The following is a 14083-nucleotide window of genomic DNA, read 5'->3' as shown; positions in this document are numbered from 1 at the left end:
ATCGGGGTTACGAGGCATTCCTTACTCGTGTGGCTTTGGTTGGCTTGAGCGGTCCCGGGTGTTGCCTCAAGTCGGGAGAGGCTCAGGACGCCTTTGTGTGTCGTCCCGTGGGCGGGGGCGCGAAGGTGGGTCAGGGGCGTTCGATGCGCACGGGATTGCCGCGGACCAGGTCGTCGTGGACGCGCCATCGGGCGGCAACGACCGCTCGCCCGGCCGCCTCGTCACTGGCCGTGAGCCGTTGCCGCAGTAGCCGCAGCGCGATGCTCCGGTTGAGGCCGTACTGCCGCTCGGTGTCGACCACCACGACGGTGCCGGTCGGGCGGTGGGTGGCCCGCGCTGCGGTGCTGGCCTTGTTGCGGTGCTGGCCGCCGGGCCCGCCGGTGCGTACGGCCACCACCTTTACGTCGGCCTCGGTGAACGGGTTGACCGTGGCGTCGACCTCGCAGCGTCGGGAGGCGACGTACCAGTTTTTCCGGCCGTGGCCGGCACGGTAGGGGCTGGGCGCCTGCCAGCACAACGTCCCGGTCCAGGCGGCGGCGAACGTCTCCGCACCTGCACCGGTGAGCCGGATCAGAACTGACCGGTAGGTGCCGGGCCGGTCGCCGGCGACGCTTTCCAGCCGTACGACGCCCACATCGTGCCGGGTGGCGTCGGCGTCCAGTCGGCGCAGCAGCTGAGCCAGCGCCCATGCGCACTCCTGCGGGCCCCGGCCCGCCGACAGCAGCAGGTGCGGGCTCACCGCTGCCCCCGCCGCCGGTGCTCGGCTTGCCGGCGCTCGGGTCGCCGGTCGTTGCGGGCCGCGGCTCCCACGTCCGGTGTCTTGTAGGTGACCAGTGGGACCGTGGTCGCCACCGGGGTTGCCAGCCCGTGGCCGACCAGGTCGGCGATCACCTGCTCGATTCGCTTGTACGCGGTCGGGGCCTCCTCGAACAGCAGCTGCCGATCGCCGCAGACCACCAGCGAACCCACCGGGGTGCGGCGCAGCTCGTCGACCGTGTGCTTGGCTCGGCCCCGGCGCAGCGCGTCGGCCCGGGACATCTTGCGGCCCGCCCCGTGTGCCACCGAGTGGTTGGCCTGCGCGCCCGCGTGTGCGGCCACCAGGTATGACGGGGTGCCGCGGGTGCCGGCGACGAGCACGTCTCGGCTGTCGCCCGGGGCCGCGCCCTTGCGGTGCAGGTAGTGCCCGTTGCGTATTTCGACCAGGTTGTGGCACTGGTCGACGATCGGTGCTGTCGGCTCGGTGCCCAGCGCGATAGCGGTCCGGGCGGCCAGCAGCCGCCGGTTGAGCGAACCCCAGCGCACGGCGTCGTCGTGTCGGGCCAGGTACCCGGCCGGGTCGTCGGCGGGACCGGCGCCTCGCAGCTCAGTGTGCTCACGCAGGATCCGCTCGCCGAGGCCGCGTGACCCGCTGTGCACGACGAGAACGGTGTCGCCGGTGGCGAGTTGGAGCCGCGCGGCGTGGCCCGGGTCGAGGATCTCGCCGACGCGGGCCAGCTCGACGAAGTGGTTGCCCCGTCCGACGGTACCGAGACCGTCGAGGTGGCCGGCGGGGACGTTACCGTCCAGCACGGACCAGGCCGGGTCGTCGGCGTCCCGATCCGGGTCGAGCGGGCGGTCCAGGTCGGGGAAGCGGGCGGCGAGCCGCTCCGGCACGACGCGCTTCAGCGCGATCGGGAAGACGGCGATGCCGCAGCCGATGTCCGAGCCGATCAGGTGCGGGTAGAGCACTGTCGAGGTCATGGCGGCGCCGATAGGGGCGCCCTTGCCGGGGTGCAGGTCCGGCATGCCGGCGACATGGACCATGCCGTCGAGGGTGGCCACCTGGTGGCACTGGTCGACGGCGTCGGACTCGACCCAGCTGGCCGGGGAGGCGAAGACGGTAACGGTGGCAGGAGTAGGTGCCGGCAGGGACTCCTGCCGGAGAGGCTTAACGGACAAGGACGCTCGCTTCTCGCCAAAGGGGGGATGGACGGCCGCCGATCGCGATGGCGTGGCGGCGACGAAGGTGCTTCCCTCAGAACGTCATGTCACCAGCGTCCCGGAACTCATAGTCGCCGGCAACAGACTTTCGGGTCCGTCCAAGCGAACCACCCCGCCGCCTGAGAACGTCCCCGCCCGGTCCAGCTAGGTAAGCTGACTCTCGGACGAGCGCGATGGCGCCGAAAGTGCGCAGACCGGGTCGCTGCCGCGTCGATCCTCGAAGACGAGTCGGGACAGTGGCGTCACCAATCGGCTGACCCGGTTATCTAGACCTGAGTTGCAGTTCGCCACAAACGACGATCATGGATCCCTGGTCAACGTCGCCCCACCGACACAAATCCCATCCGCCGGTGTACAACGCTCCCGCTCTGCTGCCACGCCCGACGGTGGGACGTCTTGCCCGTCGTGGCTTATCCCTGCGGAAGTGCCGTCAACTGGTTACCCCAGCGTGACGTCGAACCGGTGAGACGACTATTGCAGGGCAGTGAGCTGCTGGTATGTGTGGTTCGGATTCTGCCAAGTATGGTCCACCGATAGTCCCTGGCGTGGGGAAAACGTGAGTCCGTGATTGGCAGTGCGCGAACCACCTCGGCTCGATGTGCGGTGGACTGGGGAACGCGTCTCCGCGGTGCGGTCCGCGTATCGGTCGCGTGGTTCAAAGTCGATGCGTCGGCCGTCTGCCTACTACTCGGCCAGCGTTGATCTTGCTGCCATCTTGTTCACGACGGACCCGAGTCCGGGCGTGACACAGGACGTCTGGTCTCGCCCTATCCGGTGTCAGCGGTACTCTCGCCCGAGGTCGGCAACCGGAGCAGAGTCGGTCGCACTGGCGGCTTGCCCCCGCGCTGTGCCAGCGGCAGATGCTAATGCAGTTGCCGCCGCTTTGGCTTTCTTTGCTGCTTGTTGCCGCGCTGTCGGCTCACCGGCCGCGAGGTGCGCCTGTCGAGCCCGCCGGCTACTCGACGTGACCACTCTTCGTACACATGATCTTCCCGACAGTGTCGTTCCACCTCCGGTTCCGTCGCTAAAAGCATGCATGGGGAGCAGCGCCATGAGGGTTGAAGTCGATGGTCCGCCGCAGCGGACGAAAGCAAGGCCCGGCGTCGGGCGCCGGATGCGCTGGATGTCCGCACCGTTGGCGGTGGTCCTGGCGGTCACGATGATCGATCAGCCGTCGGCTGTCGAGGCAGCGCCGAAGTGGGAACCGCCAAAGCCGAAGGATGTTGCCGGACTGCGGGTGACCGACGCGAAGCCGGAGGCCGCACGAGTGACGGCCTTCCCGGAGTCGCGTGCGGTGCAGGGCCCACGGCCCGTGACCTGGCCGCAGCCGGGTACGGCGACGGCCCGCCCAACTGTGGCGGGTGCGCATCGGGCTGGCGAGCTGCCGGTGACCGTGTCCGCAGTGGAGTCAAAAGGGTTCGGCGCGCGGGGTGTGGCCGGGCCGGAAGCGGTGACGGTGCGGGTGTTCGACCGAGCGGCAACGGCGCGGGCAGGCGTGCAGGGTGTGCTGCTGAGTCTCGGTCGCTCGGATGGCATACCGGGCAATGGTCGGGTGTCGGTCGGGGTCAACTATTCGGGGTACGCGCATGCGTTCGGTGGTGACTGGGCGTCGCGGCTGCGGCTGACGCAGCGGCCCGCGTGTGCGGCAACCACGCCGCAGCTACCGGAATGCCAGACGTCGACGCCGGTGCCGACGGTGAACGACCCGCAGGCGTCGACGTTGTCGGCTCAGGTGGGCCTGTCGGGTAAGGCGGCGACGCTGCTGGCGGTGCAGGCGGAGTCGGGTGGCGACAACGGTGACTACAAGGCGACCGACCTCTCACCGGCCGCTGCCTGGGATGTGTCGGCCCAAACAGGTGATTTCTCCTGGTCGTACGAGATGCGGATGCCCCCAGGATTGGGCGGTCCCGAACCGTCGGTGAGCCTGGCGTACTCGTCGGGCAGTGTGGACGTTGACCGCGATGTCGAATAACCAGGGTGGCTGGGTCGGTGATGGTTGGGCGTCGTGGCCGGGCTTTATCGAGCGGCGCTACGCCTCCTGCGCGGACGACAACCCGAGCCACAAGACCGGCGACCTGTGCTGGTTCAACGACAACGCCACGCTGTCAATGAACGGTCGGGCCGGTGAGCTGATTCGGGACGGCTCGGTCTGGCGGTTGAAAGACGACGACGGCACCAGGATCGAGCGGCTCACCGGCTCGGCCCGTGACAACGGGGACAACGACAACGAGTACTGGAAGCTCACCACCACCGACGGGGTGCAGTACTTCTTCGGCTACCACCGGCTGCCGGGCTGGTCCTCGGAAAAGCCGGTGACGAACTCGACCTGGACCGCGCCTGTGTACGGCAACAACTCCGGTGAGCCGTGCTACGACTCGACGTTCGCCGACGCCCGTTGTACCCAGGGGTGGCGGTGGAACCTGGACTATGTGGTCGACCCGAACAGCAACTCCCTGGCGTACTTCTACAAGAAGGAGACCGGCGCGTACGGCCGCAACATGACGCCGACGCAGCGGACCACGTACGACCGGGGTGGCTACCTGGACCGCATCGAGTACGGGATGCGCAAGGGTGCGGAGTACGACGCGGCGGCGCCGCTGCGGGTGCTGTTCGAGACCAACGAGCGGTGTCTGTCGAACTGCTGGACGGGTACGGCGTGGACGTCGGATCCGAAGCCGGCCTCGTGGCCGGACACTCCGTGGGACCAGTACTGCAAGGAGTCGCCGTGCGTGGAGCAGAACGCACCGACGTTCTGGTCGGCGCGGCGGCTGACGAAGGTGACCGCTCAGCTGCGTAACGGCACGTCGTCGTATCGGGATGTGGAGTCCTGGGCGTTGCGGCAGGAGTTCATCAACGCCGGTACCGGTGAGAGCACGCCGATGTGGCTGCGTGGGGTCACCCGGACCGGGCACGTCACCACCGCCGGTGGCGTCGTCGTCTCCGACCCGGAGATCACGTTCAACCCGGGGGCGGAGCCGTTGGCCAACCGGGTGGACGGGCCGTCGGACCAGCGCACCGAGCTGAACCGGTGGCGGATCAAGCAGATCCGCACCGAGTCCGGCGGGGACATCCTGGTCACCTACTCGGGGCACGACTGCACCCGCGGCAGCCTGCCGACGCCGCATTCGAACACCAAGCGGTGCGTGCCGGCGTACTTCTCCTGGCCGGGCAGTGGTGACCCGACGCTGGACTGGTTCCACAAGTACGTGGTCACCCGTATCGACCAGGACGACCTGGTCACCGACCAGCCGAACCAGACCACGTTCTACGACTACCTGGACTCCCCGGCCTGGGCGTACAACACCGACGAGTTGACCAAGGACAAGCACCGCACCTGGGGTGACTGGCGTGGTTACGGCCGGGTCCGGGTGCGTCAGGGCGACCCGACCAACGGGGTGCAGACCGCCGTGGAGTATCGCTACCTGCGTGGCATGCACGGCGACAAGCAGCCCAGCGGCACCCGCAACGTGCAGGTGTCGGACACCTGGGGCGGATCCATCACCGACCATGAGGCGCTGCAGGGCTTCGTCCGGCAGGAGATCACCTACAACGGGGTCAGTAGCAGCGGCGTCATCGGAGCCGAGGTGTCCTCCACGGTGAACGAGCCGGTGCGGGTGGGACCGACCGCTACCCGGGAACGTAACGGGGTCACCACCAACGCGTGGCGAGTGAACACGGCCTCGACCCGTAGTCGCACTGCGCTGGCCGCTGGCGGGTTCCGTACCACCAAAACCGCTACCGTTTTCAATCCGGACGGTTTCCCCGCGGAGGTGGACGATTTCGGCGACGAGTCAGCCACGGGGGACGAGACGTGCACCCGGATCAGCTATGCCCGTAACGCGACCGCGTGGATGCTCGACCGGGCCAGCCAGACCGAAGTGCTCTCCGGCACCTGTGCCGCCGCGACGACGCCGGCGAACCCGACCACGGTCCTGAAGCGGAGCCGTACCTTCTACGACAGCTACACCAACGACTCGTCGTTCGGCGCCGCCCCGACCCAAGGCAACGTGGTCCGCACCGAGGACCTGGACCGCTTCAACGGCTCCACCCCGGTATACCTCCGCACCGCAACAAACACCTACGACGACAACGGCCGGATCGCCTCGACCACCGACGCCCGGGGCTACACCACAACCACCAGCTACACCACGAGCAACGGTGGACTGGTGACCCAGACCGTGGTGACCAACGCCCTCAGCCAGGCCACGACCACCGATCGGGAATCGGCGTGGGACCTGCCGACGAAGGTCACCGACCCGAACGGGGCGGTGGCCGAGCAGACCTACGACGGGCTGGGCAGGGTCACCAACGTGTGGCAGCCAGGACGGAACAAGGCTAACCAGACGCCGAGCATGAAGATTAGCTACCTGGTACGCAACAGCGGTGGGCCGACCGCGGTCACGACCGAGACGCTGTTGGTCACTGGCAGCAGCTACCGCAAGTCGGTTCAACTCTTCGACGGCTTCCTCCGGGCCCGGCAGACCCAGACCCAGGCCACCGGCGGCGGAAGGCTGCTGACCGAGACGTTCCACAACGCCCGCGGTGAGGTGGAGTGGACATCCGCCCCGTACTACGACACCACCAACGCCTCACCGTCAACGACACTCGGCACACCGCAGGGACAGATCCCATCCATCACCCAGAACGTGTACGACGGGGCTGGCCGGCAGACGGAGAAAATCCTCATAGCGCTCGGGGCGAGCAAGTGGAGCACCACGACTAGCTACGGCGGGGATCGTACCCACACCACCCCACCCCTCGGTGCCACCGCCACCACTACGGTTCTTGATGCCAAGGGGCAGGTAACGAGGCTGCGCCAGTACAAGGACCGGGCCGACGTAGGATCGACGGATCCGGCCAAGTACGACGAGACTAAGTACACCTACACTCTGCTCGGACAACAGAAAACCGTGCAGGACCCGGCCGGCAACACCTGGTCCTACGGCTACGACCTGCGCGGCAGGGAAATCCAGACGATGGACCCGGACAAGGGGACGACGACCTCCACGTATGACGCGGCGGGCAACGTGGTGACCACCACATCGCCGTCAGGCACGGGAACCGGCACCGTGACTCTTGCTCATACCTATGACGAGTTGGGCCGTAAGACCACCTTGCGCGATGGCAGCCCGACCGGCGCGAAGCGGGCCGAGTGGGTCTACGACAGCCTGCCGAACGGCAAGGGCAAGCTCACCTCCGCGACCCGCTACGTCGGCGGGCAGCATGGATCAACCGGACGGACGCCTTCGACGCGTACGGCCGCCCGACGTCCGCGTCTGTGGTGGTGCCGTCGTCGGAGTCGCAGCTGTGTGCGGCGGCAGCACCCAACCCCTGCACTTACACCACGACCACCAGCTACCGGGTCAACGGCAAGGTCCACCAGATCAACCTCCCGGCTGCGGCGGACCTGCCGTCGGAGCGGCTGATCGTCGGTTACAACGACGTCGACGACTCCGGCGGTCTGCTCTCCGCGGCGCAGATCTACGTCGGAGCGGTCACCTACAACAAACTGGGTCAACTGACCGGGCGGGAGTTCGGCGCCTACGGCTACCGGGTCGCGGTCACCTCCGACTTCGACGAGCCCACCCGTCGACTCAAGGCCACCAACGTGGTACCCGAGCTGAAACCGGAAGCAGCGAACTGGACCTATGACCACGACCCCGCCGGGAACGTCACTCAGATCAAGGAACAGGCGCAGGGGCAGACTGCGGACACGCAGTGCTACAACCACGACTATCTGCGGCGGCTGACCCGGGCCTGGACACCCAATTCGGGCGACTGCCAGGCGAACCCCACCGTGGCCGGGCTCGGCGGCCCGGCGCCGTACTGGCACTCCTGGACATTCGACGTCACCGGCAACCGGCTAACCGAGACCCGGCACGCGACCAACACCACCTACACCTACACCCACCCGCAGGCAGGTTCGGCGCGGCCGCACACAGTCACCAACGTCACCGCCACCGGCGGCGCTACGTGGAGCCGGAACTACAGCTACGACAACGCCGGCAACACCATCACCCGGCCCACCACCAGCGGCGCCACCCAAACCCTGTCCTGGAGCCCCGAGGCACGGGTCGACAGCATCACCGAAGGCGCCAGCACCACCAGCTTCCGCTACGACGCCGACGGCAACCGCCTGACCCGAACCGACTCCACCGGCAAAACCCTCTACCTACCCGGCGGCCTAGAAGTCCGCTACGCAAACTCCACCACCGCCAAGACCGCCACCCGCTACTACAGCCACGCCGGCACCACGGTTGCCGTACGGACCAGCAGCAGCCTCCATTGGATCGTCGCCGACCACCACGGCACCGCCGAAGTGACCGTCAACGCCACCACCCTCGCGGTCGCCAAGCGCCGCACCTTGCCGTACGGCGACACCCGCGGAAACGGCACCGGAACCTGGCCAGCTGCGATGGACAAAGGCTTCGTCGGCGGCACCAGTGATCCCACCGGCCTGACTCACATAGGCGCGCGAGAGTACGATCCGTTCATCGGCCGCTTCATCAGCATCGACCCCATCATGGATCTCACAGACCCGCAGCAGATGCACGGATACGCGTACGCCAACAATTCCCCAGCCACATACAGTGATCCCAGCGGTCTCTACTTCGAAGAGAACAACGACGGTCAGGGCCGCCGCGGCTACGTCACCAAGACTTCTTCCGGAAAGAGCAACGTGAAGGTCACCGGGAAACCGGTAACGCCGAGCAAGCCGAAGAACGGCGGATGGCGTCAGTTGCTGCCCAACCTTCGGTTGCCGGGAGTCGATCAGATCGTGAGATTCACGCCGCTGGTCAAGGAAATAGCGGCGAAGGCGGGAATGTCGCCGGCTCCTGTCCTTGCCATCCTCCTCAGGGAAAGCAATCTGCGGACAATTGGGGGCAAATTCGCTAAGATGATGGAGGGGACGCAAATCCTATTGGACCGGCTTGGTAAATATCCAGGGACGCCTTCAATTGGGCTGGTTCAAATGCAGGAAGGAACCTTCCAGGAGACTAAGGATAGGCATCCGGCGGTATTCTCCGGGAGATCCTGGAATGAATTGGTTCTCGACGACGAGCTCGCGCTCACGGCGCTGACTTATCACCTGAAGGATCTCACCGTGACCGCCAAACTCCTAACCAACAATTCTCCACTATCGATCGATGAACTCGCCGCCGTAGGGTATAATCAGGGGGAAGGTGGCATGCGGGACATTGCGAAATCGGGACAGCTGAATCCCGATGCTCGCACCTACCTCTACGGTCGGACGACGCCGGGATACGTGTTCCACAGAGGCGTAGCGGAATACGCGATGTCTGAGTTGAGGGTCCCGTTCGACCCGAGGTGGGGAGAGATGTGAGTCGTGTGGACGGGTGGTCGAGACTCGCTGGCGTCTGCCACGGCCGTGTGGACACGGCTCCTTCTTTCGCGCGGCTGGTGGCCGGCTTGCTGCTGACCGTTCTCGTGCTGGGTGGATGCGGGGTCATCAGTCGCCCTGCCTGGCAGTCCGAGGTCATGGAGTGTGCATCGACTGCAACAATCACCGATTATCAGGAAATTCACCAGGGCTGGGAGAAGTCGCAGTTCGAAGTGGCGTACGTCGGCCCGCCGAGTGACGATCCGATGGGGCTCGTGCAGGCCCCAGGGATGCGGCTTGAGAAGGCTGACGGGTCGATTGGCCGAGACGTGCTTTTGGCGGAGGGGAGCATCCGTGGTGAGAATTCCCGTTGCTTGGTCTACCTGTCGAGGCTAGATATCGGTCCCGCCCGCAGCGAATATCTGAACATCGATGAAAATGTGGCTGCTGAGATTGCTCGGGGAGAGCGGGAGGTGCTGGAGCTGAGCTTCATTCGGTACCGCGAGTGAGTGACCGTGCGAACAACGCGGGAGGAGACAATTGGTTCCTCCCGCGTCCCGGTTGCCACTCCGCAGCGATGAACTGACTAACCGACACTGCTCTCGCTGTGGACACTAATCCTTGCCTACCGCATGGGACGGGTCGCGATCGGGTAGGCGCACGTCGCTCTCGTACCGATGGTGCCCGACAGGGGAGCGGGGGGCGCGGGGGGCCCTGGCGACGTGCTGTCGGCGTCCCCCATGGAAGCATCCTGATAGCCCCCGTTTACCCTCCGAAAACACTGGCCGAACGTTGACGGACAGTAGCAAGAAGAGATCACCTCCTGGCCGTGTATATGCAAGCTCAATGCCGACTTTTGACGGCTCTTCGAAGTTAAGCGGGGTTGAGGTGTCCGCGGTGGCGTCGGGTGGTCGCGGTGCGGGTGCGTAGGCGCTGGTTTTCGGGGTTGCGGAAGCCGTAGGCGTCGCGAGCGACGGTCTTGATGACGCGGTTGGTGCCTTCCGATCCGGCGTTGGTGATTCCGGTGCGTAGGAATGCGTGGATCTGCGGCCACCAGGTTTCGATCGTGGTGGCGAGCCGGTGCAGCTCGGGCAGGTCGGTGGCGGCGCAGCGGGTGTAGAAGCGGTGCAGCAGTCGGTGGACGTGTTCCCGGTCGGGCTTGGTGCGGGCGGTCGCGAGCAGGTCGAGCAGGTCTTCCTTGGCGTTCCACGCGGCGAGGATCGGGGCGCCGATCTTGGCGGGCAGTGCCTCAAGGGTGTCGACGAGGCGGTCGACGTGCTTGCCGGGCATGCGAGCAGCGGACCGGGTCAGCCGGTTACGCATCCGCCATTCCGGGTCGGTGCCGCGGCCGCGACGCCCGCGCTGAGTGAGCGTGACCCGGCGGCGGACCTCGGTGACGGCCCGGTTGGCCAACTGCACGACGTGGAAATGGTCGACGACCAGCAGCGCGTGCGGCAGAACCTGCCGGATCGCGGCCTTGAACACGGTGCACATGTCGATCGCCACCGCTTGGATCTGCTCGCGCCAGGCCGGTCGGCGAGCGGTGAGCCAGCCGGTGACCGCGCGGGTTCGGGGTTCGAGTTCCTGAGCGCGTGCCAGCGTGCAAGTCCCTGATTTAGCAGGCATCTCATGAACTGGCGGGGCGGTGAACGGGGGTCATGGCAGCTGTCATCAGGGTAACTGCGGACGAAAGTCGATCACGACATCATCGTCTGGGCCAAGCCATGGTGGGTTCACGGTATCGATCACCCCACTGAGGTTCCCCCGATAACGCGGAGGGCGTTTTAGCAGGCTAGAGCCTGTTCGTGGGTGGTGTTCACGGGGTTCGGTGTATCGATGTTCTTTGTGTACCAGGCGGCTTCGTACTCGTCGGGTGACAGCCAGCCGAGGTCCTTCTGGATGCGTTCGCGGTTGTACCACCCGTCGATGTAGGCGAAGATCGCGTTCTCCGCTTCGTCTCGGGTACGCCACGAGGTGCGGTAGACCAGTTCGATTTTCAGGGTGCTGAAGAAGTTTTCCATCAGGGCGTTGTCGTAGGAGTCCCCGACGGAGCCCATCGAGGGCAGGATCCCGTTGTCTGCCAGGCGTTCGGAGAATTTGATCGCGGTGTAGGTCGATCCGCGGTCGCTGTGATGGATCAACTGACCGTCACGCACGTCGCGTGACCAGATCCCGTACTCGAGGGCGCCGAGGACGAGGTCGGTGTTGCACCGGTCGGAGGTTTTCCAGCCCACGATCCGGTTGGAGAACGCGTCGCGGACCGCGGCCAGCCAGAGCACACCATCACCGCAGGTGATTCGGGTCGCGTCGGCCACCCACAGCCGGTTCGGGGCGTCGGTGGTGAAGTTCCGGTTGACCAGGTCCGGTGCCGGATCGGCCTTCGGGTTCTGCTTCGTGGACCCGCCCCGCCAGCCCTTAGGCAGGAAGGCTCCTTGCCGGTCGTGTTCACGCATCAGCCGCTCGATGCGCTTGCGGCCCACGCGGATGCCCCGGCGGGCGAGGGTGGCATGCACGCGCGGGCTGCCATACGTCTGCCCGGACCGGTCGTGGATGTCGACGATCTCCGACAGCAGCCCGCGGTCTTCGACCTCCCGCGGGCCGGGAGTGGCCTCGCGTGCCAGCCACCCGTAGTAGGTCGACGGGGCGATGTTCAGGACCCGGAGGACGGGCTCGACCCCGAAGCGGTCGCGCAGCTCGCTCACGAGCGTCATGACCGTCGCCGGGTCGGGTCGAGTTCCGATGCGAAAAAAGCGGACGCGGCCTTGAGGATCTCATTGGCTCGGCGCAGCTCAGCGACCTCCTTGCGGAGCCGGCGCAGTTCCTCGGCCTCGGCGGTGGTGGGCTGGTCGAAGCGCTCACCGTGATCAGCCTGGTCCTGGCGGATCCAGTTACGCAGCGCCTCGGGATGCACACCGAGTTGCTCGGCCAAGCGCTTGATCACCGGTTTGGGGTCGGACTCCCGGTAGAGCCGCACCGCACGCTGGCGCAACTCGTCCGGGTACTTACGAGGGGCGGGCACAGAAAACCTCCTGGTCAGGGCCTATCAGACCATGATCGAAAGTCTCCGAGCTATCGGGGGAACCTCAGGCCCGCTCCGACGGGGGTCGTTGTCGGAGCGGGCCATGAGAACTGGGTTCGCACTTCGCCGTCGGTGGAATGCTGTGCTCGCCACTGACGGTGTCCAGGCGTGACCAGGCAATCACGTGGGCGGGCGAGGGTCTGCTACGGGGACCCGTAGAGACCCTCGCGAACCGCACTGTCGATGACCCAGGCGGGTCGGCGCGCTGAGGATCTCAGGAGAGTCGCTACTGCTGCCGACGTCGGCGCCTCACTTCACGGGCATTTTCATTCTGAACAGTTCCTCTGCATTTCGGAACGCAATCTTTTCCTTGTCTTCGCGTGGCAAATCGACTCCGCGGAACCAATCGGTCTGCTCCTTTATGTCCGCGAACGGGTAGTCGGTTGCGAACATCACTCGATCCACGCTTATGTACTTCAGCAGGAGATTGAGCAGTTCGGTCTGGGGGAATGCGCTGGTTGTGATCCAGAAGTTGTCCTGGAAGTATTGCTCGAAGGGCTTCTTGAGCGAGTTTTCGGTCGGCTCGCCCATGTCATTGGCGATCCGCTCGTAGTAGAAGGGAAGGCCTTCGCCCATGTGGCCGATGATGATCTTCAGTTTGGGGAATCTGTCGAAAACTCCGTACGTGATCATTCGAATGCACTGGGTCAGTATCTCTTGGTGCCAGCCATATCCAGACCCGCTGAAAATGTAGGGTTGGTACTCCTTCGTGTATTCAGGTCGGGTGGTGCTGTAAAGGATCTCGAAGATCTCGTCAGCTGGATAGCCGGGATGTAGGTAGATCGGCACATCAAGAGCAACGGCACGTGCCAGCACGGGCTCGAAATCGGGATGATCGAGGTACTTCCTCGTGATATGTCCGTTGGTCAGTGCACCCAGGAAGCCATCTTCCCGAACCGAGCGTTCCAGCTCGTCCGCCGCCGCCTCGGGGCTCTGCAAGGGCAAGGTGGCGAAAGCCTTGAAGCGGCCCGGATATTTGGCGATTGGCCCGTCTACAAGTTGCCGGTTGAGGCGATAGGCAAGGTCGATGCCCCTTTTTCCGGGGACATTTTGTACGGACGGTGTATGAGCGGAGAGGATTTGAACGTCGAGTCCCCCCGCGTCCATGTCGCCGATGCGGCGTTGGCCTAGATCCGACAGTCCAATTTCCTCAAGGAACGCTATATGATCCTCATTGATGGAGTTCAGCTTCAACAACGTGGGAGTCGAAAATGTTTCCTCGGTGCCGATGAAGGGCAGGTCCCGGTCTCGCTGGTAAATTTCCGCGGTCTTGTCCGCGTTCTGGTCCGGAGTCTTGTCATCGCTCGCTGCCGAGACAATCGCATGCGTGGACACGCCGGCGCCGATGCCGAGTGCCGTGGCGGCGGCCAGGAAGGTGCGGCGTCCCATTGGCTTCATGTCAGTCTCTCTTCAGGTGTTTGGGTGGTGTGGTATCCGTACGGCACCCGTCTGCGCGATGCTTCGGATCGAGCCTTCGTCGAACAGGTCTCCACCCGAGCCGTGCCCCCCGCTGCGACCTCGGCCGCTCCCGCCGAGGCACTGCCGGCCGGGACCAGGGGTTTTCGCGTCCTGCCCGGGGTCGAGGAACCGGTCGCTCGCGTGCGTGCTGTACGGGCCGGCCGCAGCGGGCCCCGCATTGTCGTGGGGGTGCGACCCGCAGGCGGCGACCGGGTATGCCGTCG

At 65.7% G+C, this 14083-nt stretch carries 9 protein-coding genes, 1 pseudogene and 1 other annotated feature; of the genes and pseudogenes, 4 read left to right on the top strand and 6 right to left on the bottom strand.

The window, feature by feature from the left end; genetic code table 11:
* Window positions 1-130: 130 nt before the first annotated feature.
* Window positions 131-739, bottom strand: a complete 609-nt coding sequence (gene prfH / locus O7605_RS29775) for a peptide chain release factor H (RefSeq protein WP_269742291.1) — start codon at window positions 737-739, stop codon at window positions 131-133.
* Window positions 736-1938: an RNA ligase RtcB family protein gene (locus tag O7605_RS29770; protein ID WP_269742290.1), complete on the bottom strand. Its 1203-nt coding sequence runs from the start codon at window positions 1936-1938 to the stop codon at window positions 736-738. Before O7605_RS29770 ends, prfH begins: the two co-directional genes overlap by 4 nt.
* 1165 nt (window positions 1939-3103) lie before the next feature.
* On the opposite strand from O7605_RS29770, the gene O7605_RS32005 reads away from it, so the two are divergent.
* The 4 genes from O7605_RS32005 to O7605_RS29760 all read left to right on the top strand — a co-directional run bounded on the left by O7605_RS32005 (window position 3104) and on the right by O7605_RS29760 (window position 9831).
* Window positions 3104-3952, top strand: a complete 849-nt coding sequence (locus O7605_RS32005; RefSeq protein ID WP_332317168.1) for a hypothetical protein — start codon at window positions 3104-3106, stop codon at window positions 3950-3952.
* Window positions 3942-7406 carry an RHS repeat domain-containing protein gene (locus O7605_RS32000; RefSeq protein ID WP_332317167.1) on the top strand — a complete coding sequence of 1155 codons (3465 nt, stop codon included), beginning with the start codon at window positions 3942-3944 and terminating at the stop codon, window positions 7404-7406. The genes O7605_RS32005 and O7605_RS32000 overlap by 11 nt, the downstream gene beginning before the upstream one ends.
* 182 nt (window positions 7407-7588) lie before the next feature.
* The gene (locus O7605_RS31995) at window positions 7589-9325 is read left to right on the top strand and encodes an RHS repeat domain-containing protein (RefSeq protein WP_332317194.1); all 1737 of its coding nucleotides are present in this window, start codon (window positions 7589-7591) and stop codon (window positions 9323-9325) included.
* Window positions 9326-9411: 86 nt separating this feature from the next.
* The gene (locus O7605_RS29760) at window positions 9412-9831 is read left to right on the top strand and encodes a hypothetical protein (protein WP_269742289.1); all 420 of its coding nucleotides are present in this window, start codon (window positions 9412-9414) and stop codon (window positions 9829-9831) included.
* A 364-nt stretch (window positions 9832-10195) separates the two neighbouring features.
* Here O7605_RS29760 and O7605_RS29755 read toward each other — a convergent pair.
* The 4 genes and pseudogenes from O7605_RS29755 to O7605_RS29740 all read right to left on the bottom strand — a co-directional run.
* Window positions 10196-10900: pseudogene (locus O7605_RS29755) on the bottom strand (ISL3 family transposase); the annotation flags it as partial.
* Between the two features lie 206 nt (window positions 10901-11106).
* Window positions 11107-12024, bottom strand: a complete 918-nt coding sequence (locus O7605_RS29750; RefSeq protein ID WP_269742287.1) for an IS3 family transposase — start codon at window positions 12022-12024, stop codon at window positions 11107-11109.
* Window positions 11962-12075, bottom strand: a sequence feature (AL1L pseudoknot). (Overlaps the previous gene by 63 nt.)
* Entirely contained in the window at window positions 12030-12341 is a 312-nt protein-coding gene (locus tag O7605_RS29745; RefSeq protein ID WP_269742286.1) for a transposase, read from the bottom strand. Its footprint overlaps the feature before it by 46 nt.
* Before the next feature lie 309 nt (window positions 12342-12650).
* Window positions 12651-13790 carry an amidohydrolase family protein gene (locus tag O7605_RS29740; protein WP_269742285.1) on the bottom strand — a complete coding sequence of 380 codons (1140 nt, stop codon included), beginning with the start codon at window positions 13788-13790 and terminating at the stop codon, window positions 12651-12653.
* Window positions 13791-14083: the final 293 nt, after the last annotated feature.

Origin of the sequence: Verrucosispora sp. WMMA2121 (assembly GCF_027460185.1) — a bacterium.
Lineage (GTDB): Bacteria > Actinomycetota > Actinomycetes > Mycobacteriales > Micromonosporaceae > Micromonospora > Micromonospora palythoicola.
Note: the sequence above shows the minus strand (reverse complement) of the source record. Positions and strands in the feature narration are given on the sequence as shown.

Coding starts and splice junctions, on each gene's coding strand:
- O7605_RS32005 (WP_332317168.1), top strand. CDS start 3,104: ATGTCCGCACCGTTGGCGGTGGTCCTGGCGGTCACGATGATCGATCAG.
- O7605_RS29740 (WP_269742285.1), bottom strand. CDS start 13,790: ATGGGACGCCGCACCTTCCTGGCCGCCGCCACGGCACTCGGCATCGGC.
- O7605_RS32000 (WP_332317167.1), top strand. CDS start 3,942: ATGTCGAATAACCAGGGTGGCTGGGTCGGTGATGGTTGGGCGTCGTGG.